At 73.1% G+C, this 22,928-nt stretch carries 20 protein-coding genes and 1 tRNA gene; 10 read left to right on the top strand and 11 right to left on the bottom strand.

The window, feature by feature from the left end; genetic code table 11:
• Positions 1-46: 46 nt before the first annotated feature.
• The 5 genes from J3R08_RS29685 to J3R08_RS29705 form a co-directional block, all read right to left on the bottom strand.
• Complete coding sequence (locus J3R08_RS29685) at positions 47-3,628, bottom strand: adenylate/guanylate cyclase domain-containing protein (protein ID WP_209963594.1); 3,582 nt, start codon at positions 3,626-3,628, stop codon at positions 47-49.
• Positions 3,625-4,419 carry an MBL fold metallo-hydrolase gene (locus tag J3R08_RS29690; RefSeq protein ID WP_209963599.1) on the bottom strand — a complete coding sequence of 265 codons (795 nt, stop codon included), beginning with the start codon at positions 4,417-4,419 and terminating at the stop codon, positions 3,625-3,627. The genes J3R08_RS29685 and J3R08_RS29690 overlap by 4 nt, the downstream gene beginning before the upstream one ends.
• A gap of 123 nt (positions 4,420-4,542) precedes the next feature.
• On the bottom strand, positions 4,543-5,004 hold the full coding sequence (locus J3R08_RS29695; RefSeq protein ID WP_043327860.1) for a RidA family protein: 462 nt from the start codon (positions 5,002-5,004) through the stop codon (positions 4,543-4,545).
• Between the two features lie 5 nt (positions 5,005-5,009).
• Positions 5,010-5,165, bottom strand: coding sequence for a DUF4177 domain-containing protein (locus J3R08_RS29700; protein WP_013289021.1), 156 nt, complete (start codon positions 5,163-5,165; stop codon positions 5,010-5,012).
• Positions 5,166-5,227: 62 nt separating this feature from the next.
• A complete protein-coding gene (locus J3R08_RS29705; RefSeq protein ID WP_043327859.1) occupies positions 5,228-5,665 on the bottom strand; it encodes a hypothetical protein in 438 nt (145 codons plus the stop codon).
• A gap of 336 nt (positions 5,666-6,001) precedes the next feature.
• Between J3R08_RS29705 and J3R08_RS29710 the strand changes: the two genes are divergently transcribed.
• Genes J3R08_RS29710 through J3R08_RS29720 form a run of 3 tightly spaced genes read left to right on the top strand, consistent with a single transcriptional unit; the run spans position 6,002 to position 8,793 of the window.
• A complete protein-coding gene (locus tag J3R08_RS29710) occupies positions 6,002-6,589 on the top strand; it encodes a hypothetical protein (RefSeq protein ID WP_069088218.1) in 588 nt (195 codons plus the stop codon).
• Positions 6,590-6,615: 26 nt separating this feature from the next.
• Positions 6,616-7,590, top strand: coding sequence for an ArsA-related P-loop ATPase (locus tag J3R08_RS29715; protein ID WP_043327858.1), 975 nt, complete (start codon positions 6,616-6,618; stop codon positions 7,588-7,590).
• A 54-nt stretch (positions 7,591-7,644) separates the two neighbouring features.
• Positions 7,645-8,793, top strand: a complete 1,149-nt coding sequence (locus J3R08_RS29720) for an ArsA-related P-loop ATPase (RefSeq protein ID WP_174535410.1) — start codon at positions 7,645-7,647, stop codon at positions 8,791-8,793.
• An 8-nt stretch (positions 8,794-8,801) separates the two neighbouring features.
• Here the strand turns inward: J3R08_RS29720 and J3R08_RS29725 are convergent, their stop codons facing one another.
• Positions 8,802-9,122, bottom strand: coding sequence for a WhiB family transcriptional regulator (locus tag J3R08_RS29725; RefSeq protein WP_043327856.1), 321 nt, complete (start codon positions 9,120-9,122; stop codon positions 8,802-8,804).
• A 402-nt stretch (positions 9,123-9,524) separates the two neighbouring features.
• Between J3R08_RS29725 and J3R08_RS29730 the strand changes: the two genes are divergently transcribed.
• Entirely contained in the window at positions 9,525-11,963 is a 2,439-nt protein-coding gene (locus J3R08_RS29730; RefSeq protein ID WP_043330857.1) for a transglycosylase domain-containing protein, read from the top strand.
• A 69-nt stretch (positions 11,964-12,032) separates the two neighbouring features.
• Here the strand turns inward: J3R08_RS29730 and J3R08_RS29735 are convergent, their stop codons facing one another.
• A complete protein-coding gene (locus J3R08_RS29735; RefSeq protein ID WP_043327855.1) occupies positions 12,033-12,488 on the bottom strand; it encodes a GatB/YqeY domain-containing protein in 456 nt (151 codons plus the stop codon).
• Positions 12,489-12,513: 25 nt separating this feature from the next.
• Between J3R08_RS29735 and J3R08_RS29740 the strand changes: the two genes are divergently transcribed.
• The 4 genes from J3R08_RS29740 (at position 12,514) to J3R08_RS29755 (ending at position 15,575) form a co-directional block, all read left to right on the top strand.
• Entirely contained in the window at positions 12,514-13,407 is an 894-nt protein-coding gene (locus J3R08_RS29740) for a metallophosphoesterase (protein ID WP_043327854.1), read from the top strand.
• Positions 13,408-13,560: 153 nt separating this feature from the next.
• Positions 13,561-13,637: transfer RNA gene (locus J3R08_RS29745), tRNA-Pro, on the top strand.
• A gap of 82 nt (positions 13,638-13,719) precedes the next feature.
• On the top strand, positions 13,720-14,394 hold the full coding sequence (locus J3R08_RS29750; RefSeq protein ID WP_209963601.1) for an HAD family hydrolase: 675 nt from the start codon (positions 13,720-13,722) through the stop codon (positions 14,392-14,394).
• 77 nt (positions 14,395-14,471) lie between these two features.
• Positions 14,472-15,575, top strand: coding sequence for a calcium:proton antiporter (locus J3R08_RS29755; RefSeq protein WP_043330855.1), 1,104 nt, complete (start codon positions 14,472-14,474; stop codon positions 15,573-15,575).
• A gap of 74 nt (positions 15,576-15,649) precedes the next feature.
• On the opposite strand, the gene J3R08_RS29760 is transcribed toward J3R08_RS29755, so the two are convergent.
• Positions 15,650-16,120: a hypothetical protein gene (locus tag J3R08_RS29760; RefSeq protein WP_233607679.1), complete on the bottom strand. Its 471-nt coding sequence runs from the start codon at positions 16,118-16,120 to the stop codon at positions 15,650-15,652.
• Positions 16,121-16,233: 113 nt separating this feature from the next.
• Between J3R08_RS29760 and J3R08_RS29765 the strand changes: the two genes are divergently transcribed.
• Positions 16,234-17,523: an MFS transporter gene (locus tag J3R08_RS29765; RefSeq protein ID WP_209963603.1), complete on the top strand. Its 1,290-nt coding sequence runs from the start codon at positions 16,234-16,236 to the stop codon at positions 17,521-17,523.
• Positions 17,524-17,605: 82 nt separating this feature from the next.
• Here the strand turns inward: J3R08_RS29765 and J3R08_RS29770 are convergent, their stop codons facing one another.
• The 3 genes from J3R08_RS29770 to J3R08_RS29780 all read right to left on the bottom strand — a co-directional run bounded on the left by J3R08_RS29770 (position 17,606) and on the right by J3R08_RS29780 (position 21,234).
• The gene (locus J3R08_RS29770; protein WP_043327851.1) at positions 17,606-19,348 is read right to left on the bottom strand and encodes a bifunctional UDP-sugar hydrolase/5'-nucleotidase; all 1,743 of its coding nucleotides are present in this window, start codon (positions 19,346-19,348) and stop codon (positions 17,606-17,608) included.
• A gap of 315 nt (positions 19,349-19,663) precedes the next feature.
• A complete protein-coding gene (locus J3R08_RS29775) occupies positions 19,664-20,443 on the bottom strand; it encodes a histone deacetylase (protein WP_245254836.1) in 780 nt (259 codons plus the stop codon).
• Positions 20,444-20,454: 11 nt separating this feature from the next.
• Complete coding sequence (locus J3R08_RS29780) at positions 20,455-21,234, bottom strand: phosphodiesterase (RefSeq protein WP_043327850.1); 780 nt, start codon at positions 21,232-21,234, stop codon at positions 20,455-20,457.
• A 178-nt stretch (positions 21,235-21,412) separates the two neighbouring features.
• Between J3R08_RS29780 and J3R08_RS29785 the strand changes: the two genes are divergently transcribed.
• Positions 21,413-22,864, top strand: a complete 1,452-nt coding sequence (locus J3R08_RS29785) for a diguanylate cyclase domain-containing protein (protein WP_043327849.1) — start codon at positions 21,413-21,415, stop codon at positions 22,862-22,864.
• Positions 22,865-22,928: the final 64 nt, after the last annotated feature.

Below are 22,928 nucleotides of genomic sequence, written 5' to 3' on the forward strand. Positions count from 1 at the left end.
GGCTCCACCGACGAACACATCCCCGGAACCGTCAGAACACGGGCGATCAGCCGCCGGAGAGGCGGACCCGCAACGCGTCGGCGACCATCCGCTCACTGCGCTGTTCGGTGGCGTACGCGAGGCGTACCGCCTCCTCCGCGTTCGTCAGCGCCTCGGCCCGGCGGCCGCACGCGTCGAGCGCCTCGGCCAGCACCAGCCGCGCCACCACCTGGCTGCGCACGTCCTCGGCCGGCGCCGTGATCGACCGCTGCGCCCAGTCGAGCGCCTGTTCGCGCTGGCCGTGGGCGAGCAGCGCGGCGGCGTACCGGGCCATCGTCTGCCGCCGGGAGAACAGCAGCGAGGGCGCGTTCGCCGCGCCGGTGGCGACCGGGGCGAGCAGCCCCACGGCGGTGCCCGGGTCACCGGCCGCGAGGCGGGCCATGGCGAGCAGCACCCGGGGCGCGACCTGGGCCGGGGCCTGCGGGTTGTGCGGCTCCACCCGGGTCAGCACCGATCGTGCCTCCCGCTCGGCGGTCTCGTGGTCGACCATGTCCAGCGCCACGAAGCCGCGCAGCGTCCCGGCCATGCCGGTCAGCAGCGGGTGGGTGGTGCGGTCGGCGTACTCGAGCGCGTCGGTGAACAGGTCGGCCGCGTGTTCCGGCTCGCCCAGCCCGCGCGCCACCACCCCGCGCACCACGAGCGCGAAGCCCTGTCCCCAGTCGTCGCCCACCTCGGCGAAGTCCCGGTACGCGCGCCGCGCCGCCCGGTCCGCCTCGGCCAGGTCGCCCAGCTCGGCGGTGGCGTACGCCTCAACCGCGCGCAGCGTGCCGACCGCCCACGCCTCGCCGACCCGCTCCCCGAACGGCAGGAACACCCGCGCCATCCGGCACGCCTCCCGCAGCCGTCCGGCGAGCAGCCGGGCGAACGCGGTGGTGCCGCGCAGCCAGGCCCGCCCGTACGGGTCCTTCAGCTCGGCGAAGAGCCGGGCGGCCCGCCCGAGCACCGCGTCGGTGCCGGCGAAGTCGCCCCGGGTGGTGGTCACCCAGGCCAGGTTCTGCAACGACCAGGCCTGCCCGCGCGGATCCCGGGCGGCCAGGCTGACCTGATAAGACGCGGCCAGCCGGCTGCTCGCCTGCCCGAGCCGGCCGGCGATGAAGTCGGCCATGCCGAGCCGCCGCATCGCCGACGCCCGCATGGTGGGCAGGTCGGCGTCGGTGGCCACCTGCAACGCCTCCTGCCAGCTGCGCTCGGCCCGCTCGGCGTCACCCAGCGTCTGCTGGGCCTGCCCGGCCAGCAGCAGCGCGGCGGTCCGGGTGGCCGGGTCACCGGTGTTCGCGGCGATCTTCTCGGCGAACGCGAGCGCGTCGGCCGGGCGGCCGATCTGGAGCAGCGCCCGGGCGTGCGTCACCCGGTCGGCCGGCGGTACACCGTCGCGGGCCAGCTCGGCCGCGCGTTCGGCGTACTCGACCGCGAGAGCCGGCTCCCCCGACCGCAGTGACCGGCGGGCGGCCCGGCCCAGCGCGGCCACGCCCAGCGGGGTGACCGCCCGGGCCGGCGCGTCCGGGCGCAGCTTGACCGCGTCGGCGAGCGCTGTGGCCCGCTCGACGTGCTCGGCGACGAAGTCGTCCCGGGCGGCCTCGGTGAAGGCGCCCGCCGGGGCGCCGCCCGTCCCGTCCACGCTCTCCGGCGCGGCCCAGCGGGCCAGCGCCGCGTGCCGTTCGGCCAGCTCGGCCTTGCTCACCCCGGCGTACGCGGCCTCCCGCATGAGCGGGGTGGCGAAGGCGAACCCGGTGCGGGTGCGGTGCAGCATGCGGCGTTGCAGCAGCTCCTCCACGGCCCGGTCCAGCTCGACGGCGGCCACCGCGGCGGGCCGGCCGTCCTGCCCGAGCCGCTGCTCGCGCAGCGCCTCCAGCGCACCGGCGGGCACTGTGTCGCCCACCACCGCGGCGTCGCGCAGCGCCGAGCGGGCATCCGGCGGCAGCGCGTCGATACGCGCCGCGAGCACCGCGGCCAGGTCCCGGGAGAGCAGCCGGCTGCCGAGCGAGCCGGGCGCGAGACGCCAGCCGACGTCCGCGCCGCGGCCCGGCCCGGCGGTCAGCGCGCCGCGCTCCATCAGCAGCGTTACGAGTTCGGCCAGGTAGAACGGGTTGCCCTGGGCGGTGGCGAGCAGCCGGTCCGTGTCGGCCTGGGGCATGCGGCCACCGGCGAGGTAGCTGGTGAGCAGCCGGGAGGCGTCCGCGCCGCGCAGCGGCGGCAGCGCGTGCACCTCGGCGTCCGCGACCCGGGTCAGCGCGCCGGCGGTCCGTACCAGCTCGGGACGGCCGAGCAGCAGCACGAGCACCGGCCCGCTGAGCCGGTTGAGGGTCAGCGCCAACGCCTTGAGCGTCTCGGCCGTGGCGTCGTGCAGGTCGTCCACCACGATCACCAGCGGCGCCTCCACGGCGAGCGCGGTGAGCAGGTCCGCGACAGCGGTCGGCACGGCTTCGTCGTCCGGTGGCGGCCCGGCCGCGTTCCACTCACCGTTCTCCGTGGCGGGCGGCAGTTCGGCGTACCCGAGCAGGGCCAGGAGCTGGTCCACGGCGATCGGTGGCGGGTCGCCGGGGAGCCGGGACAGGCGCTGGCCGAGGCGGCGCAGCCGCTCCTCGACGGCCGGGCGGGTGACGGCGGTGGCCGCGTCGCCGGGCAGGCCGACGGCGGCACGGACCAGGTCGGCCAGCGGGGCCAGGCGGCGGCGCTCGCCGAACGCGGCGCACCGCACCGACAGCACCCGGGCGCCGGTGTGCGCGGCGTACCGGCCGGCGCCGACGTCGTATCCGGCGGCGAGGCGTTCCACCTCGGCCGCGAACCGGGACTTGCCGATGCCCGCCTCGGCGGTCATCAGCAGCACCCGGGGCTCGCCCCGGTCGATCACCTCGGCGAGCCGGCCGGCGACCCGTCCGATCTCGGTCTCCCGGCCCACGAACGGCGCCTCGTCGCCGAGACCGGACCGGGTGCCGGGCGCGTCCAGCAGGCCCAGCAGCTCGTACGCCTCGACCGGCTCCCGCTTGCCCTTGAGCCGCAGCGGGCGCAGCGCCCGCCAGGAGGCGACGTGCCGGGTGGCGGCGGAGGTGCGCGCCCCGGCGTAGACCGCGCCGACCGCGGCGGCGTCGGCGAGCCGCGCGGCGGTGTTCACCGTGTCGCCGATGACCGTGTACTCGATCGCCGCCTGGATGCCCGCGATCACGTCCCCGGTGTTGAGGCCGACGCGCAGGCCCAGCGGCGCGCCGCCGCCCCGCTCGTCGTCGAGCACCCGCCGCACCGCGCGCTGCATGGACAGCGCCGCGCGGACCGCCCGCTCGGCGTCGTCCTCGTGGGCGACCGGCGCGCCGAAGACCGCCATGATCCCGTCGCCGGTGAGCTTGTCGACGTGGCCGCCGAACGTCTTGACCGCGCCCGCGAGGGCGGCGAGCACCCGGTCGGTGACCGCGCCGACCCGTTCCGGGTCCAGGTCCTCCGACCAGGAGGTGAAGTCGGACAGGTCACCGAAGAGCACTGTCACCACGCGGCGTTCGGCGGCGGGCAGCGTGGCGGCGGCCGGCAGCGCCGCGCCGCAGTTGTGACAGAACCGCGCCCCGGGTACCGCTACCGTCCCGCACACCGGGCAGGTCACGGCTGCTCCACTCCGAGGTGTTCGAGCTGGGCGCGGACGGACCACTCGGCGGCCCACCACAGCGACCTGTCGACGTCGGCGTAGACCACGGCGACCACCTCGGGCGCGGTGGTGGCGCCCGCGGCCACGGCGGCGCGCACCTGGTCCAGCCGGGCCCGCCGGTGGGCCAGGTAGAAGTCGGCCGCCGCGCCGCAGTCGGCGAGCGCCGGGCCGTGGCCCGGGAGCACCGGGACCTCCCGGTACGTGGAGAGCAGTTCCAGGCTCGACAAATAGTCGCCGAGGTGCCCGTCGGGGTGGGCCACCACGGTGGTGCCCCGCCCGAGGATCGTGTCGCCGGTCAGCACCACCCGATCGCCGTCGTGCTCGGCGAGGAGGCAGACCGAGTCGGCGGTGTGCCCGGGGGTGGGCAGCAGCCGCAGGCCGAGCCCCAGGTCGAGGCGCGTGTCGGCGGTGAGCGGGTCACCGCCGGCGGTGTGGGCCGGGTCGGCGGCGAGCACGGGTACGCCGTCGAGCAGCTCACGCAGCCGGGGCGCGCCCTCGGTGTGGTCGGGGTGCCCGTGCGTGATCAGCACCGCGCCGATCGGCCCCTGGGCCGCGATCGCGGCGAGGTGCCCCTCGTCGGCGGGGCCCGGGTCGACCACCAGGGCCGGCGCGTCCGGCCCGGCCCGCAGCACCCACGTGTTGGTCCCGTCGAGCGTCATCGGCCCCGGATTGGGCGCGCGCAACAGCGTCACCCACCCCGGCAGCCCATCTGCAAGCGCCCCAGCGGCCCCGGTCACACGCCCACCCATGGCAGCGATCGTACGACTCCCCCGGCCACTCCCCGCGATCTTGCAGTTCCCGCCGCTGGTTTGTCCCCGTCTGGGGCTTCTGCCAGGGCGGTAACCGCAAGATCGCGGGCTCGGCGGGGCGGGTCAGACGACCTCGACGATGACCTCTACCTCTACCGGGGCGTCGAGGGGGAGTTCGGCCACGCCCACCGCGCTGCGGGCGTGGCGGCCGGCCTCGCCGAACACGGCGCCGAACAAATCCGAGGCACCGTTGATCACACCGGGCTGGCCGGTGAAACCGGGCGCGCTGGCCACGAAGCCGGTCAGCTTCACGACCTTCACCACGTTCTCCAGCCCGACCAGCGCGTCGATCGCGGCCAGCGCGTTCAGCGCGCACCGCTGCGCCAGGTCCTTCGCCTGCTCGGCGGAGACGCCGTTGCCGACCTTGCCGGTGGCGAGCAGCTTGCCCTCGGCCATCGGCAGCTGGCCGGAGACGTAGACGTGCTGCCCGGACTGGACGGCCGGCACGTAGCTGGCCACCGGCGGCACCACCTCGGGCAGTGCGAGGCCGAGTTCGGCGAGCTTCGCGTGGGGTCCGTTGCTCATGCCGGTCAGCCCTTCGGGCGCTTCAGGTACGCGACGAGCTGCTCCGGGTTCGGGCCGGGCACCACCGAGACCAGTTCCCAGCCGTCCTCGCCCCAGTTGTCGAGGATCTGCTTGGTCGCGTGGACCAGCAGCGGCACCGTGGCGTATTCCCACTTCTGCATCGGAGGAGGGCTCCCTTGCCTGACTTGGACTTCGGTCAGGCACAGCCTACGGTCCGCCGTCGTCAACGGGACGCGGGACGCGGCTCCGGCGCGGAGGGCGGCTCGCCGCACGGGCCCTCGTGCTCGAAGCGCTGCGGGCACCGGCTGCGGTCGGGCAGCAGCAGATCGCAGAAGACCCGGTGCCTGTTGTTCTGGTCGTCGGCGGTGGAGACGGTGGTCTCGCCCGCGTCCAGCTCCACCAGGAAGCTCAGCGAGGTGGCCACGGTGCCGGCGAGCGCGGTGGCCGCGGCGAGGTCGGCCACCCGTACCGGCAGGTGGATGACGTAGCCGGGCTCGTCCTCGTCCCGCCCCTTCGCGCCGGGGCGGGACGGCGTCCGGACCACCTCGACCGGAAGGCGGTACGACCGCTCGTTGAACGAGGCGGGCACGTCGGCCTCGCCGGGCCGGCCGGACCGGTCGCCGGGGAACTGGGCTCGGGGGGTGTTCTCCGCGTCGCGCATGCGTCGCCTCCGGGCGTCGTACCTGCTCACTGACACCGCCATCCGCCTCGGCACCGTCCGGCGGGTCCGGCTCTCCGTGTCGGGACGAACGTAGGACCTCCGGCCAGTCCCGGCAACGGGACGCGCACGCTTCGTCACAACCAGTCACATATGTGACACAAGCCTGGTCCGGAACGCGACCGCGAACTCGCCTCCCGCCGGTGCGTACGCGGGGCTGGCAAGCGCCCCGCCGACCGCTACCCTTCCGGACTGGGCACGCGCGGACGCGCGCCCGACCACCTCGACCCGTGCCCGTCGCCTGGGGCGGCGACGGGAGCCGCAACCCGGGGGAGACAGATGACCCAACCGCCCGCCGGTGGCGACACCGGCACGCCCGGCGACCCGCACCCACAATCACCGCCCGGCGGCGGCACACCGCCGGGCGCCGTTCCCGCCGCCGGGCCACCGGCGTATCCGCCCGGCCCGCCCGGCGGCCCACCACGCAAGCGACCGGCGCTGCTCATCGCCTCGCTGGTGCTGGCCGCCGCGGTCCTGCTCTGCGGCGGTGGGGGCACTGCCGCGTTCCTGGTCCTGCGCGACGCCGAGAACGGCCAGGGAGCGAAGGAACCGCAGATCGCGGTGGACGGCTTCCTCAAGGCCGTCTACCAGGAGCGGGACGCCGAGAAGGCGGCCACGTTCGTCTGCTCGGCGGCCCGGGACGACGAGAAGATCGCCGCCAAGGTCGCCGAGGTGCGCAAGTACGCCGAGCAGTACCAGAACCCCCGGTTCCGCTGGAGCAACCCGACCGTCGACAACGAGACCGGCGACCGGGCCACCGTCTCCGCCCGGGTGACCATGACCACCGCCGACGAGAAGGTCGCCGAGCAGTCCCTGCGCTTCACAGTGGTGCGGAAGACGGGTTGGTGGGTCTGCGAGGTCGGCTGATCCGGCCGGCTGGTTAGGCTCGACGGGTGGCAGCGAGTGAGCAGCCGGCCGAGTCCGCCGGCAGATGGCCGGCCCGCCTGCACGTGGTGACCGGCAAGGGCGGCACAGGCAAGACGAGCGTGGCCGCCGCGCTGGCCCTCGGCCTGGCCGCCGGGGGCCGGCGCACCCTGCTGGTCGAGGTGGAGGGCCGGCAGGGCATCGCCCAGCTCTTCGGCACCGACCCGCTGCCGTACGAGGAGCGGCACCTCGCCGACGCGCCCGGCGGCGGTGAGGTGCGGGCGCTGGCGGTCGACGCCGAGGCGGCGCTCCTGGAATACCTGGACATGTTCTACAAGCTCGGCGCGGCCGGCCGGGCTCTGCGCAAGCTCGGCGCGATCGACTTCGCCACCACGATCGCGCCGGGCCTGCGCGACGTGCTGCTCACCGGCAAGGTCAAGGAGGCGACCACCCGGACCAGCGGCTCGCGCCGGACGTACGACGCGGTCGTGCTGGACGCGCCGCCGACCGGGCGCATCGGCCGCTTCCTGAACGTGACAGCGGAGACCGCCCGGCTGGCCAAGGTCGGCCCGATCAAGACCCAGAGCGAGGGCGTCTCCGCGCTGCTCCGGTCGCCGATGACAGCCGTGCACGTGGTCACGCTGCTGGAGGAGATGCCGGTCCAGGAGACGCTGGACGCAGTCGCCGAGCTGACCCAGCTCGGCTTCCCGGTCGGCCGGGTGATCGTCAACGGCGTCCGCCCGCCGGTGCCGGCCGGCCGGGCCGTGACCGCGGCCGAGCTGGAGCGCGGGCTGGCCGCCGCCGGCCTGCCGACCGACGGCCCGACCGTGGCCGGGCTCGTCGAGGAGGCCCACGACCAGCAGGTACGCCGAGAGCTGGAGGACTCGCTCCGGGGCGACCTGGTGGAGCTGGGCCTGCCCATGATCGAACTGCCGCTGCTGCCCGGAGGAGTCGACCGGGCCGGGTTGGAGGCGCTCGCCGAGACCCTCGTCCGGGCGGATTGACTCACACCTGCGACCGGCACGGAGCAGAGTGCCCCTCGGGACCGATACGCTCGATTGGTGCCTTCCGAAGACGCGGCGCCTCCGCTTGACGTCGACCAGATCCTCGCCGACGACGGTGTACGGATCGTGGTCTGCTGCGGGGCGGGCGGCGTGGGCAAGACGACCACCGCCGCGGCGCTGGCGCTGCGCGCGGCCGAGCGGCACGGCCGCCGGACCGTGGTGCTCACCATCGACCCGGCCCGCCGGCTGGCGCAGTCGCTCGGCCTGACCGAGCTGGACAACACACCCCGCCAGGTCAAGGGCATCGACGTCGAGGCCAGCGGCGGCGAGCTGCACGCCATGATGCTGGACATGAAGCGCACGTTCGACGACGTGGTGCTCCAGCACACCGACCCGGCGAAGGCCGCGGAGATCTTCGCCAACCCGTTCTACCAGGCCATGAGTTCCACCTTCGCCGGCACGCAGGAGTACATGGCGATGGAGAAGCTGGGCCAGTTGCACGCCCGGGGCGAGTGGGACCTGATCGTGGTGGACACGCCGCCGTCTCGGTCCGCGCTCGACTTCCTGGACGCTCCGGCCCGCCTGTCCCGATTCCTCGACGGCCGCATGCTGCGGCTGCTGCTGGCCCCGGCGCGCACCGGCGGACGCAGCATGTTCAACCTGGTGACGGCGAGCTTCGGGATGTTCTCCAAGGTGGTGCAGAAGGTGCTCGGCGCCCAACTGCTCACCGACCTGTCCGGCTTCGTCGCCGCCCTCGACTCGATGTTCGGCGGGTTCCGGCAGCGGGCCGAGCAGACGTACCGGATCCTGCAGGCCCGGGAGACGGCGTTCCTGCTGGTCGCGGCCCCGGAGCCGGACGCGGTCCGGGAGGCCGCCTACTTCGCGGGTCGCCTGCGGGAAGAGCAGATGCCGCTGGCCGGGCTGGTGCTCAACCGGGTGCACCGGCCGGCGGCGGCCCTGTCCGCGGCGGAGAGCCTGGCCGCCGCGGAGCGGCTGGCCGCGGCGGGCGGGCACGAGGGCACCGTCGAGGTGCTGCGCGCGCATGCCGCGCTGGCCCAGCAGGCGGTACGCGAGGAGCAGGTGGCGGCCCGGTTCACCGAGGCGTTCCCGGCGGTGCCGGCGGTGTCGGTGGCCGCGCAGCCCGCCGACGTGCACGACGTCGACGGGCTGCGGACGATCGGCGAGGCGATCAGCCGGAGCTGACCTGGCGGTCAGGTGGCAGTGGTCACCAGGACCTTGTCCTTGCCGGCCTTCTCCTTGGCGTTCTTCTTCATGGCCGCCTCGAACATCTTGCGCCAGCTGGTCACCTGCGGGTGACGGCGCAGCAACGCCCGGCGCTCGCGTTCGGTCATGCCACCCCACACACCGAACTCGATCCGGTTGTCGAGCGCGTCGGCCAGGCACTCGTACCGAACTGGGCAGCTCCGGCAGATCCTCTTCGCCACGTTCTGTTCGGCGCCCTGTACGAACAACGCGTCCGGGTCTCCGTTCTGACATGCCGCCAGTGACGGCCAGTCAGTGATCATGCCCATCTGTACACGTCCCCCCTTGCAGTACCTACCGACTTCGTGCGAGCAGCCCTCGAACTCCCCCCGGTCGTCCGCGCCGGCCTCCCCAGGGCGGCACGAACGACGCACGGCTGCCTTCGCCGCCACCATCATGCTGTGTAGTCGCCCGATTACGCAACGTTGTCGGCGAAATCCATCATTCCGGACACTCCCGGCTTCCCGGGCTTTCGCCCGGCGTCTACCCCGCCCGGGTACGTGAAAACGCTGCGCCCCTCCCGGGTTTCAGAGAGACTTCCGCCGGATCTCACGCAACCCAGGACCAGGGCTCGTGCGTTTAGCACAACGAGGCCGGCGCATGCAGGAAATGGGGAAAGTTCCCCGCGCGCCCGCCGATCCCTGCTCGCGTACCCTGTCGAGGTGACCTGGATGCGGAAACGTGACCACAACGTGCTGACCAACGCCGCATCGCTGCTGATCTGCGGCCTGTTGGCCGGAGTGGTGGTCGCTGCGGCGGCCTTCCCCGCGGTGGCGATGACCGGACTGGCCGCGAAGGCCGGCTCGGAGACATTCGGCGCGCTGCCCAAGGAGCTCACAGTCGCCCGGTCGCCGCAGATGACCAAACTGCTCGCGTCCGACGGCAAGACCGTGCTGGCCACGATGTACGACGAGAACCGCAAGGACGTCAAGCTCAAGGACATCTCGCCGCACATGCAGAAGTCCATCATCGCGGCCGAGGACCACGACTTCTACAAGCACAACGGCGTGGACCTCAACGGTGTGGCACGGGCGTTCGTCAACAACCAGGCCGCCGGCTCCTCCCGGCAGGGCGCGTCGACGCTGACCATGCAGTACGTCCGGCTGGCCATCTCCTACTCGGCCACCCACCCGGCCGACGTGGTCGCCGCCACCGAGGACACCAGCGCCCGCAAGCTGCGCGAGATGAGCCTGGCGCTGCAGATCGACAAGGAGCTCTCCAAGGACGAGATCCTGGAGCGCTACCTGAACATCGCCGCGTTCGGCAACGGCGCGTACGGCATCTGGGCGGCCAGCCAGGTCTACTTCAACAAGCCGCCGAGCAAGCTGGACATCCAGGAGTCGGCCATGCTCGCCGGCATGGTGAAGGCGCCCACCGCGTTCGACCCGACCACCCCCGCGGGCTACCCCGAGGCGGTCGGCCGGCGCGACTACGTCATCGACAACATGGTGCAGATCGGGGCGATCACCCAGCAGGAGGCGGACGCCGCCAAGAAGATCAAGCTCGTCGTCAAGGGCAAGCGCACCCCGAACGGCTGCACCCAGACCACCACCCGCTCCTGGGGCTTCTTCTGCGACTACCTCTACCGCTGGTGGCTGCAGCAGGAGACGTTCGGCGCCACCTCGTACGACCGTGAGCGGCGGCTCAAGAGCGGCGGCTACACCATCATCTCCACGCTCGACGTGCAGGCGCAGAAGGCCGCTGACAAGGCCGTCCGCAAGAACCTGGGCGAGAGCAGCAAGGCGGCCCGGATGGTGGCCGCCGTCGAGCCCGGCACCGGCCGGGTACGCGCCGTCGCCGTCAACCGCAACTTCAAGCTCGACGACCCGGACGACCCGCAGAACAAGATCTCCAGCGACCCGGCGAAGGCCAAGAAGAAGATCCGGGGCAACTACCCCAACACGGTGAACCCGCTGATCACCGGTGGCCCCGGCATCGCCGGCTACCAGGCGGGCTCGACCTTCAAGATCTTCACGCTGGTGGCCGCGCTGGAGAAGGGCTACCCGCTCAGCTACCCGATCAACGCGCAGCCGGTGTTCAAGTCGAACTACCCGGTCGAGTTCAACTCGCCGGCCGCCTGCCCGGGCACCAACAAGTACTGCCCGAAGAACGCCAACGCCTCGATGGCCGGCATGCACAACATGTGGAGCGGCTTCGGCTTCTCGGTCAACACGTTCTTCATCGACCTGCAGCAGCGGGTCGGCGCGGAGAACGTGGTGAAGGCGGCGCAGAAGCTCGGCATCTCGTTCCGCTCGTCGAGCGACGCGCAACTTGCCGCCAACCCGCACCAGTGGGGCGCGTTCAGCCTCGGCGTCTCGCAGACCACCCCGCTGGAGCTGGCGAACGCGTACGCGACGCTCGGCGCCGACGGCAAGTACTGCGAGCCGATCCCGGTGCAGGAGATCCGCGGCCCGGAGGGCGAGAAGCTCGACGTCGCGAACCCGCGCTGCGAGCAGCGGGTCAGCACCGAGGTGGCCCGGGCCGCCGTGGACGCCGCCCGCTGCCCGGTGGGTGACCGCTCCTCGACCACGAAGTGCGGCACCGCCACCGCCGGCAACGTCCGCAACATCGTCGACGCGCCGGTGGCCGGCAAGTCCGGCACCACCGACTCGGAGAAGACCTCCTCGCTGGTCGCCATGACCAAGCAGTACGCGGTGGCTGGCATCATGGCCGACCCGGACTGGCCGCAGACCAACCAGAAGATGGGCCACGACGTGCCCACCGGCATCAACCCGGCGGTCTACGAGACGCTGCGGGACGCCATGAAGGGCAAGGACCGGAAGAACTTCACCCCGCCCAGCGGCAAGATCGTCCTGGGTGACCAGCGGTCCATCCCGGATGTAAAGTGCGCGTCCATCGAGAGCGCGAAGTCCCGGCTCAAGGGCGCCGGCTTCGAGCCGGTGGTCTCCAGCAACAAGGTGGCGTCGGACTGCCCGGCGGGCACCGCGGCCGGCACCAGCCCGAACGGGCGCACCATCAAGGGCGGCGTCGTCATGATCGAGGTCAGCTCCGGCAAGGGCGACTCGGACCAGGGCGGCACCGCGACGCCGGACCGACCAGGTGGCCCGGGCGGACCGGGTAACGGCCGACCAGGACGACCGGGGAACTGATCCCAGACGAAGCGACGGCCACCTCCGTGAAGGGGGTGGCCGTCGCTTCTTCTTGTGTCTACGGGACGGTCAGAGGCCCAGCTGGCGGCGTACCTCGGCGGCTACCCGGCCCCCCTCGGCGCGGCCGGCCACCGCGGCCTGGGCGGCCTTCATGGCCGGGCCCATCTGCGCCTTGCCGGTGAAGCCGCCCGCGGCGAGCGCCCCCGAGACCAGCTCGGCCAGTTCCTCGTCGGAGAGCTGCTTGGGCAGGTAGCGCTCCAGCACCTCACCCTCGGCGGTCTCCTTGCCGGCCTGCTCGGCGCGCCCGGCGTCGGCGAACGCCACTGCCGCCTCGCGGCGCTTCTTCGCCTCCTTGGCCAGCACCGCGAGCACCTCGTCGTCGCTGAGCTCGCGCTTTTCCCGGCCGGCCACCTCGGCGTTGCCCACGGCCGCGAGGGCCATGCGAAGCGTGGAGGTGGTCAGCTCGTCGCGCGCCTTCAGGGCGGCGCGCATGTCGGCGGTGAGACGGTCCTTCAGCGTGCTCATGGACGGTGAAACTACCCTGAACGCCATGCGAAAGCGCACACTATTCCGTCTCGCGGCCGGAACCGTCGCCGCCGGGGCGGCCACCCTCGCGTACGCGTCGCTCATCGAGCGCAACATGTTCACCCTGCGCCGGTACGACGTGCCGGTGCTCCCGACCGACGCCGAACCGCTGCGGGTGCTGCACCTCTCGGACCTGCACATGATGCCCGCCCAGCGGCGCAAGCAGGACTGGGTGGCCTCGCTGGCCGCGCTCGACCCGGACCTGGTCGTGGTCACCGGCGACAACATGGCCCACCCGGAGTCGGTGCCGGGTGTGCTGCGCGCGCTGCAACCGCTGCTCGACCTGCCCGGCGCGTTCGTCTTCGGCTCCAACGACTACACCGGCCCGGTCCTGAAGAACCCCTTCACCTACTTCCTGCCGGACCGGGAATACACCGAGGGCACGCCCCTGCCGTACGAGGAACTGCGCGACATCCTCACCGGCGCCGGCTGGGTCGACATGAACAACGCGCGCACCTCGCTCAAGGCCGGCGGGCGGGAGATCGAGCTGGTCGGCGTGGACGACCCGCACATCGAACGCGACGACTACGACGCCGTGGCCGGCCCGGTCAGCGGCGACGCGGCGCTGTCGATCGCGCTGTCCCACTCCCCCGAGCCCGCGGTGCTGGACCGGATGGCGGCCGACGGCTTCGGCCTGCTGCTCGCCGGGCACACCCACGGCGGCCAGGTGTGCGTGCCCGGGTACGGCGCGCTGGTGACCAACTGCGGGCTGCCCCGCTCGATGGCGCGCGGGTTGCACCGCTGGCCCGGCTCGGACTCGTGGCTGCACGTCTCCGCCGGCCTCGGCACCCACCCCACCGCCCCCATCCGCTTCGCCTGCCCCCCCGAGGCCAGCATCCTCACGCTGATCTCCCGCTGACCCCGCCGCCCGGCGTCCCCGCTTCCCGGCAGATCTTGGTACGCGCCCGCCCCTCCGAGGGCCGGTTCGTACCAAGATCTGCCGCCCGCGCGGAGCGGGGGGGTACCGAGTTTGACCGTGCGGGCGGGTGGGCTACTATTTGTCGGCACGCCTCGGGGTGTGGCGCAGCTTGGTAGCGCGCTTCGTTCGGGACGAAGAGGTCGTCGGTTCGAATCCGGCCACCCCGACCAGAGGTAAGAGGGCACATCCGATCCATCGGATGTGCCCTCTGCGTTTCCCCAGCCGTGATCACCCTCGCAGTAGGATCCCGGCATGCCACGGCCGGTCATCTTCGACCTCTTCCACACCCTGGTCCACGGCGCCGACGACGAGCGGGACCGGGTGGTCGGCGAGATGGCGCTCCTGGTCGGGGTGGCTCCGGCGGCGCTCGTCGCCGCGTACCACGCGACGTGGCGGGACCGGCTCGTCCGGTGGAGCGCGGAGGAGACCGTCCGCATCCTCGCCGAACGCCTCGGCGGCTCGCCGACGGACGAGCAGGTAAGCCACGCCGCCGCGCATCGGCGTGCGCTGGCCCGCCGCGTGCTGGGCCGCGTCCCGGTCGGCACCCTGGACGTGCTCGACGCGCTGCGCGAGCGCGGCCACCGGCTGGCCCTGATCAGCAATGCCACTTCCGAGACCGCCGAGGCGTGGGCGGCCGGCCCACTCGCCCGGCGCTTCGACGTCGCGGTCTTCTCCAGCGCGGTCGGGCTGGCCAAGCCGGACCCGGCGATCTACCGCACCGCCGCGCAGCGCCTGGGCGTCGCGCCGGCGGAATGCGTCTACGTGGGCGACGGCGCGGACGGCGAACTGGCCGGCGCGGCGGCGGTCGGCATGACGGTGCTGCGGACCACCGAGCACCAGGACACCGATCCCGGCTGGATCGGACCGGTGATCGCGAACCTCCGTGACCTGCCCACCCATGTGGAGCAACCGGCCTCGACCGAATAGATCGACAGGACTGCCCGAAGCCACCCCGCCACGCGGCGTCGACCCTGCCGCCTGGCAAAGTTATGCGCATGCCGCCGATGATCCGATCCCGCCTGACCGATTGGACCACCGTCGCGCCCCTGGTCGCCGTGCTCGTGCTCGTGATGACCTGGGGACGGGAGCTGCCCGGCCCGCTCATCTTCGTGGTGGCGGCCCTGCTCGCGGCGGCTGTGCTGGCGGCCGTACACCACGCCGAGGTGGTGGCGCACAAGGTCGGTGAGCCGTACGGCTCGCTCGTGCTGGCGGTGGCGGTCACCGTGATCGAAGTCGGTCTGATCGTCACGCTGATGATCAGCGGTGGGGACAAGACGCAGGCGCTGGCGCGGGACACCGTCTTCGCCGCCGTCATGATCACCTGCAACGGCATCCTCGGCCTGTCGCTGCTGCTCGGCGCGCTGCGCCGGCAGGTGGCGGTGTTCAATCCGGAGGGCACCGGAGGGGCGCTGGCGACGGTGGCGACGCTCGCCACGCTCAGCATGGTGGTGCCGACGTTCACCACGAGCCGGCCGGGCCCGGAGTTCTCCCCCGCCCAGCTCGCCTTCGCGGCGGTCGCCTCGCTGGCCCTCTATCTGCTGTTCGTGATGGTGCAGACCGGCCGGCACCGCGACTACTTCCTCCCGGTCACCCAGGAGGGCAGCATCCTCGCCGAGGACAAGACCGGCGACGGCCACGCCGAGCCGCCGTCCACACGTACCGCCCTGGCCAGCCTGGCCCTGCTGGTGGTGGCGCTCGTCGCGGTGGTCGGCGACGCGAAGACGATCTCCCCGGCGATCGAGACCGCGGTCAGCGCGGCGAACCTGCCGCAGGCGTTCGTCGGCGTGGTCATCGCGCTGCTGGTGCTGCTGCCGGAGACGCTCGCCGCCGCCCGGGCGGCCCGGCGGGACCGCGTGCAGATCAGCCTCAACCTCGCGCTCGGCTCGGCCATGGCCAGCATCGGCCTGACCATCCCGGCCATCGCGATCGCCTCGATCTGGCTGGACGGGCCGCTGATGCTGGGCCTGGGCGGCACCCAGATGACGCTGCTGGCGCTGACCGCTGTCACAGCGGTGCTCACCGTCGTGCCGGGCCGGGCCACAGTGCTCCAGGGCGGCGTGCACCTGGTGCTGCTCGCCGCGTTCGTCTTCCTGGCCGCGAGCCCGTAGGCCGACGCGCCAGCCGCGGGCCCGTAAACCGACGCGCCAGCCGCCGGCCGGTGAGCCGCCGGCCAACAGGTCCGTCAGTCGTGCGTCTCCGTGCGCGCCACCTCGGCGAACGCGGCGGTCAGGTACTCGGCGAACGGTCGTCCGGTGACCGCCAGCAGGTCGGCCACGAGCAGCGGGGCGTGCCGGGCGACCGCCGCCGGGCCGGGCGGGTTCTCGTCGTCACCGGGGTCGTAGACGCCGAGCGCGCCGGCCAGCAGCACCAGCAGCACGTGCGGGTCGACGTCGGGCCACCAGGCCGCCGCCGACCGGACGCACTGTTCCAGCACCTGGCGTACGTCGTCGCCGTCCAGCCCGTCCGGATGGCCCTCCTCCAGCAGCAGCCGGACCACACCGCCGAGCACCAGCCCGGACCGGTCGGCGGCGGCCAGCCGCTCGACGGCCGGGGCGTACGTCTCGGCGTCGCGGGCCTGCGCGGCGCCCACCGCGTCGGTGGCCGTCTCGGCGATCTCGCGGGCCGGTGCGGGCAGGTGCCGCCAGGTCGTCATCACCGGGTCAGCATGGCAGAGCACGTGTGTTCGCTCACCTTCCGGCCCAGCGACCGCGTGTGTAAGGGGTAAACGGGTCGCGAGAGTCGTACCCGAAGCACAGAATCCCTGCCATGCTGCGCCGCGCCCTGCCCGCCCGTCCCGAAGCCCGCCGGATCCTGCTCGGAACCCTGTTCTCCGCGGTCGGGCGCGGCCTCACCCTGCCGTTCCTGTTCATCTACCTCACCGACGTACGCGGCCTGACCGACACCCGGGCCGGGCTGGTGATCGGCTGGTTCGGCGCTGTCACGCTGGCGCTCTCGCCGCTGGCCGGCACGTTCATCGACCGCTTCGGCGCGCGCCGGGTCGTGTTGCCCTGCCTGGTGATCGAGGCGATCGGCGTCGGCTCACTGGCGCTCGTCGACTCGACCGCCTCGGCGTTCGGCGTGATGACGCTCATCGCCGTCGGCAGCTCGGCGATCTGGGCCGGGCAGAACACGATCCTCGCCTCGCTCACCGACGACGGCGAGCGGCAGCGCGTCTTCGGGCTCAACTTCGCGCTGCTCAACCTCGGTATCGGCACGGGCGGCCTGATCTCCGGCGCGGTGGTCGACGTGGCCCGTCCGGTCACGTTCGAGGTGATCTACCTGCTGGACGCGGTGAGCTACCTGACGCCGGCGCTGATCCTGCTGACGCTGCCGCACGTGGGGCGCCGGCCGGTCGCGGCCACGGGGGCGACGGCCGCCGATCGGAGGACCGGCGGCTACCTCACGGTGCTGCGGGACCGGCCGTTCCGCCGCCTCGTCATCTTCGGCCTGGTGCTCACCACCTGCGGGTACGCGCAGATCGAGGTGGGCTTCGCGGCGTACTCGGTGCGGGTGGTCGAGGTGACGCCGCGCGTGGTGGCGTGGGCGCTCGCCGCGAACACCGTCATGATCGTGCTCTCCCAGCTGCTGGTGATCCGGCGGCTGGAGGGGCGCAGCCGTACCCGTGCCCTGGCCACCGTCGGCGCGGTGTTCGCCGGCGCGTGGCTGGTGCTCGGCGCGGCCGGCGTGGTGGGCAGCGGCAACGCGCTGCTCGCGGCGCTCGGCGTGGTGGCCTGCTCGGCGATCTTCGGGTTCGGCGAGACGATGCTGTCTCCGGTCATGCCCGCGCTCACGAACGCGCTCGCCACCGACGAGCTGCGTGGCCGGTACAACGCGATGAGCTCGATGATCTTCGGGATCAGCGGTGTGGTCGGCCCGGTCACCGCCGGGCCGCTGATCGGCGCGGCGAACGGCCGGGTCTGGGTGGCGGTCGTGGTGGGCGGCTGCCTGGCCGCCTCGCTGCTCGCGCTGTCGCTGCGTCCGCTGCTCACCGCCGCGCAGGACGGCCGCCTGACGGCCGCCGAGACGCCGGAGCCCGAGCCCGCGCGGGCGACCTGACCCGGGACACGTCCCCGGCGGCTGACACGCGAACGGGCCCCGCAGCATTCGCTCCGGGGCCCGTCGGCGGTGCGGTCGGCGGTCAGCCGGCGGCGACCTCGGTGGTGGTGCGGATCCGGTCCAGCGCCGGCGGGGAGACCGGCGACTTCTCGGTCAGGTACGCGGTGAAGGCGTCCAGGTCGATCTGGCCGGTCACCGCGTTGGTGCCGCCGGTCAGGACGCTGAAGCCGTCGCCGCCACCGGCGAGGAAGTTGTTCACGGTGACCCGGTAGGTGGCGGTGTCCGTCACCGGGGTGCCGTTGATGGTGAGGCTGCCCCGGACCACGCGGGTGCCGGCGCACGGCGTGCCGGCCGGCGCGGTGGTGCCGTCGACGTCCACGACGTAGTTGACGGTGGAGGACGCGTAGAGCACGCGCGCCACTGTGAACTGCTGCTCCAGCATGCAGTAGAGCTGCGCACCGGTCAGGTCGAGCGTCACCAGGTTGTTGGCGAACGGCTGCACGGTGAACGCCTCGGCGTAGGTGACCGGGCCGGCGTCGAGGTCGGCGCGTACGCCACCGGGGTTCATGAACGCGGCGACCGCGTTCTGCTCGGTGTCGGTCGCGGCGAGCTGCGCGTCGGCGATCACGTTGCCCAGCGGCGACTCACCGGTCTGGTACGTCGGCTTGCCGTTGACGTCGACCCCGGTCTGGTACAGGTTCTCCTGGGTCTTGGTGATCGCCGCGGTGGTCTCGCCGACGACCCGGTCGGCCACCGGGCCGAGCGCGGTCTTGTACCGGTTGATCAGGTCGGTCGAGGGCTTGTCCGGCGCCACGTCCCGGGTGACCACCACGTTGTTCGCGGACGCGCTCACCACGTCGCGGGTACGCGGGTCGATCTTCAGGTCGATCTGGGTGACCAGGCGGCCGAACGAGCTGGCGCTGGTGACCAGCTTGCCGTTGATGTTGCAGTTGTACGCGGCGTGGGTGTGCCCGCTGACGATCACGTCGATGGACGGGTCCATCCGGTTGGCGATGTCGACGATCGGGCCGCTGAACCCGGTGCAGTCGTTGATGCCGCCGCCGTTCTGCACGCCGCCCTCGTGCAGCAGCACGACGATGCTCTTGACGCCGAGCAGGCGCAGGATCTTGGCGTACTTGTTGGCGGTGTCGGCCTCGTCGCTGAACCGCAGGCCGGCGACGCCCTGCTGGCTGACGATGTTCGGGGTGCCCTCCAGGGTCATCCCGATGAAGCCGATCGGCACACCCTTGACGATCTTGATGCCGAACGGCTGCATCAGCGGCAGGCCGGTGGAGGTCTTGAACGCGTTCGCCGAGAGGTACTTGAACTTGGCGCCACCGAACGGGGTGCCGTCGGCGCAGCCGTCCACCGGGTGGCAGCCGCCGCGCTGCATGCGCAGCAGCTCGGCCGCGCCCTCGTCGAACTCGTGGTTGCCGACGCTCGCGAACTCCAGCCCGGCGAGGTTCATCTCCTCGATGGTCGGCTCGTCGTGGAACGCGGCGGACAGCAGCGGCGAGGCGCCGATCAGGTCACCGGCGGCGACAGTGACGGTGCCCTTGCCCTGCTTCTTGGCCTCGGCGCGCATCGACTTCAGGTGGCTGGCCAGGTATTCCGCGCCACCGGCCGGCTGGCCGTCGATGGTGCCGCTGGACCCGCTCGGCGGCTCCAGGTTGCCGTGGAAGTCGTTGATCGCGAGCAGCTGGACGTCGACCGGCTTCGGGCGCGCCTCGGCCTGGTCGGGGGTGACGGCGACAGCGGTGAACGCGGTCGCGGCGAGTGCGGCCAGGCCGACTACGGCCCGGCGTCGCATCCCGGTGACGGACATGGAACTCCTCGTGAGATACCGATGCTGGTGTCCGGACGATGGTTCGCCCGGTGGCCCTGGTCCGTGCCATGACAGGGGTCGATCGTGGAAGGCGGCAATCGGGGAACGCCACCCCCGCTCGGGGGTAGCTTCTCATCCACCGGGCCTCAGGTCGACCGGGGTGGCATTCGGAATCGTCGACGTGGTGGGAGACCCGTACCGGTCCGCCGGACGAGTCGGACATGACGGTCTGGTGAATTTCCGCGCGGCGCTCGCTGTCGATGCCCGCGTCGTGAAGGGCGCCGGCTCCCAGGGACAGGGAGCCGGCGCCGACGCTCATGTCACGCGCAATTCCTTGCGCTGGCAACCGTCCTCGCCGGAATCAGCGCCTGGCGGACACCCATCGCGAGCCGAACGGTCGTTCACGTCTGACGGATCGACATCCGCAACGGACTGTCCGAATTCGACCGAAGCCCCGGAGAGCCGGTTCGAAAGCCGGCTGTGGGTGGCGGCGACGAGCCCGCGCAACGCCCGCCGGTTCCACCGCCCGGCGACTCCCGGACGGCCCGCCAGGTAGCCGACGATCCGCGCGGTGTCCCAGCCGTGCGCCTCCCGCAGACCGCGCGCCAGCATCCCGAGATAGAGCGGAGCGGGCCGGGTCCACGGCACCTCCACCGCGCGGTGCGGCGCGGTGAACGTGAGCATCGGCAGCCCTTCGCGGACGCCGACCCGCAGCAGCGTCTCGTAGCGGCCCGGCCCGAGCCTCGCCCGCCCGGTCTCGACCGCCGCGCGGATACCGGCCAGGTCGGCGCCCGGCGGCCGGTACATCTCCTGCACCGCGATGTCGGCGAACTGCTCGACGGTCACCAGGTAGCCGCGCGCCGCCGCCCGGCCGGGCAGCTGCGGGTCGTAGAACGCCATGCCGCCGGTCCAGGCCCGCGACTCGCCCGCGAAATAGACCCCGCCGGGGATCAGCGCCGGGACGGTCCGGCGCGGTGGCCGGCAGTCCCGGCAGCCGGGGTACGTGCGCAGCCCGCCGGGTGGGCGTCCGCCACGCAGGTACCAGTCGAGCCGGGCGGCGTGCAGGTTCGAGCCGTACGCGACGTACCAGAGCATCGGCGTCGCCGTCAGAACCAGCAGGTGCGCCCGGCGGCGTGGCTGACCTGGACGGTGTGTGTCACGCAGCCGCCGTCGGCGACCAGGTGCAGCAGGAAGGCCGTCGGCTCGGCGACGAACCCCGGCTCCTCCTCGTCGGACATACTCAGGCTCACCTGGATCCACGTGCTCGGCGCGACGGTCAGCACCGTACCGGCGAACGCGCTTGTCACCTGGCGGTGCAGGTGCCCCGCGGCGACGCGTACGACATGGGGGTGCCGGCCGACCACGGCGGCGAGCGCGTCGGCGTCCGCGAGGCCCATCGCGTCCATGCCCGGTACGCCGACCGCGACCGGCGGATGGTGCAGGCACACGACGGCGGGCGCGTCGGTACGCCCGCCGAGCACCCCGTCGAGCCAGGCGAGCTGCTCGTCGCCGAGCCGGCCGCCGGTGCTGCCCGGGGTGAGCGAGTCGAGCACCACGAGCGTCGCGTCCGGCAGGTCGACGTGGTAGTGCGCCGAGAAGCCGCCGGCCAGGTAGGGGGTGCCGCCGAACGTGTCGAGCAGCGACTCGCGGTCGTCGTGGTTGCCGGTGGCCAGGTGCACCGGTAGCGGGAACGCGCCGACGATCTCGCGCAGGGCGAGGTATTCGTCCGGCCGGCCGTTGGCGGTCAGGTCGCCGGTGATCACCACGCAGTCGGGCCGGGGACGCAGCGCGAGCACCGTGCCGAGCGCCCGGTGCAGCCCGGACGCCGGGTCGGCCGCGAGCGGGCCGGTGGTCACGTGCGGGTCGCTGAGCTGGGCGATGAGCATCGGCCGCCTCCTCGGGGTGCCCGGGCCCTCACGCTATCGCCGCGCGCCCTCCCCGCGCAGGCCCGATCCCGCCCACAGGCTGCGTCCACAGCCTGTGGATAGCACATGTGTACGAAGGTCGGTGACGGTCGCGCTGAGTACGCTTGATCGCGACCTACCCCCTCCGAGCAGGAACGACGTGGATCACGAGCGAGTACTCCGCGACGTCACGGTGCGCCTCCCCACGGCGTCCACCGTCCCGGAGGCGTGCCAGTGGACGGTCGCCGCGCTCGCCCGGCACACCCCGGCGACCGCCGCCGTCCTGCTCCGGGTCCACGACCGTCTGCGCTGCGTCGCCGCCACCGGCGCGTGGCAGGTCTTCTCGCACGTCCCGGCGACCGCCGACGCGCCCGCCCGCCACCGACCCGAACCCTCGGTGGTGCGGCGGGTGTACGCCTCCGGGGTGACCGCCGTCGTGCCCGACGTGAGCGCCGACCCCGACTACCTGCCGGTCCGGCCGGACGTCACCGCCGAACTCTGCGTTCCGGTACGTGACCCGGACGGCCGGCCCATCGGCGTGCTCGACCTGCAGTGGTGCGAGCCCGTCCCGCTCGCGGCGTGGCGGGAGACCGCCGAACTGGTGGCCGACCGCCTCGGCGGGCGGATCGCCGCGCTCGGCGGGTCACCGGCCGAGAGCCGCAGCGAGAAGCTGCTCCGGCACGCCGCCGCGTTCACCGCCGCCCCGACCGACTGGGACCTGATGACCGCCGCGCTCGCCGCGGCCCGGGACGTGTCGGCGCTCTCCGCCGCCGTGCTGGTCCTCACCGGGCGGAGCGGCCCACGCCTCGGCGCGCCCACCGACACCCCCGGCGAGTTGGAGGCACGCATCCGCGCCGAGCTGGCCGAGGCCGGCCCGGCCGCGCTGGACCGCATGATCGACCGGGCCCACCGGTACGGCTCGGCGTACACGCTGGGCGAGGCGGGGCACCCGCCCACCGAGGAGTACCTGCCGCTGACCCGGGCGGGCGCGCGCACACTGGTGGCGGTGCCGGTCGGCACGCCGGCTGCCGGCGGCGTGCTGCTGGTCGCCGACGAGCAGCGCCTGCGCCCCGACCCGACCACTGTCAACCTGATCGAACTGCTCGCCGGGCAGGCGTGGACCTGCCTGGACCGGCTGCGTACGCTCGCCCGGCTGCGCGAGCAGGCCAGCTCCGACCCGCTCACCGGGCTACGGCACACCGGCTCGTTCGGGCAGCGGATCGCCACCGCCACGCCGGGGCGTACCGCCCTGCTGGCGATCGACGTGGACGGGTTCAAGGACGTCAACGACACGTACGGCCACCAGGCCGGCGACCGGTTGCTGGTGGGGCTGGCCCGGGCACTGGAGGGCGCGCTGCGCCAGGGCGACGAGCTGTACCGGACCGGCGGGGACGAGTTCGTGGCGGTGATCGAGGTGAGCCGCCCGGAGGAGGCGGTCCGGATCGCGGAGCGGCTCACCGAGGCGGCCCGCCGTACCGGCCGGACGATCAGCGTCGGCATCGCGCTGCCGCGGCCCGGCGAGTCCCCCGAACGCACCCTGCACCGAGCCGACCAGGCCCTCTACGCGGTCAAGCGCCACGGCCGAGACGGAGTCCACCTCTCCGCCGCCTGACCCACCTTGTCCCCCGCGATCCCGCGATCTTGCACTTGCGGCCCGAAGCACGGGGCATTTACCC

The organism is Micromonospora sp. HB375 (assembly GCF_017872985.1).
Classification (GTDB): Bacteria; Actinomycetota; Actinomycetes; order Mycobacteriales; family Micromonosporaceae; genus Micromonospora; species Micromonospora chalcea.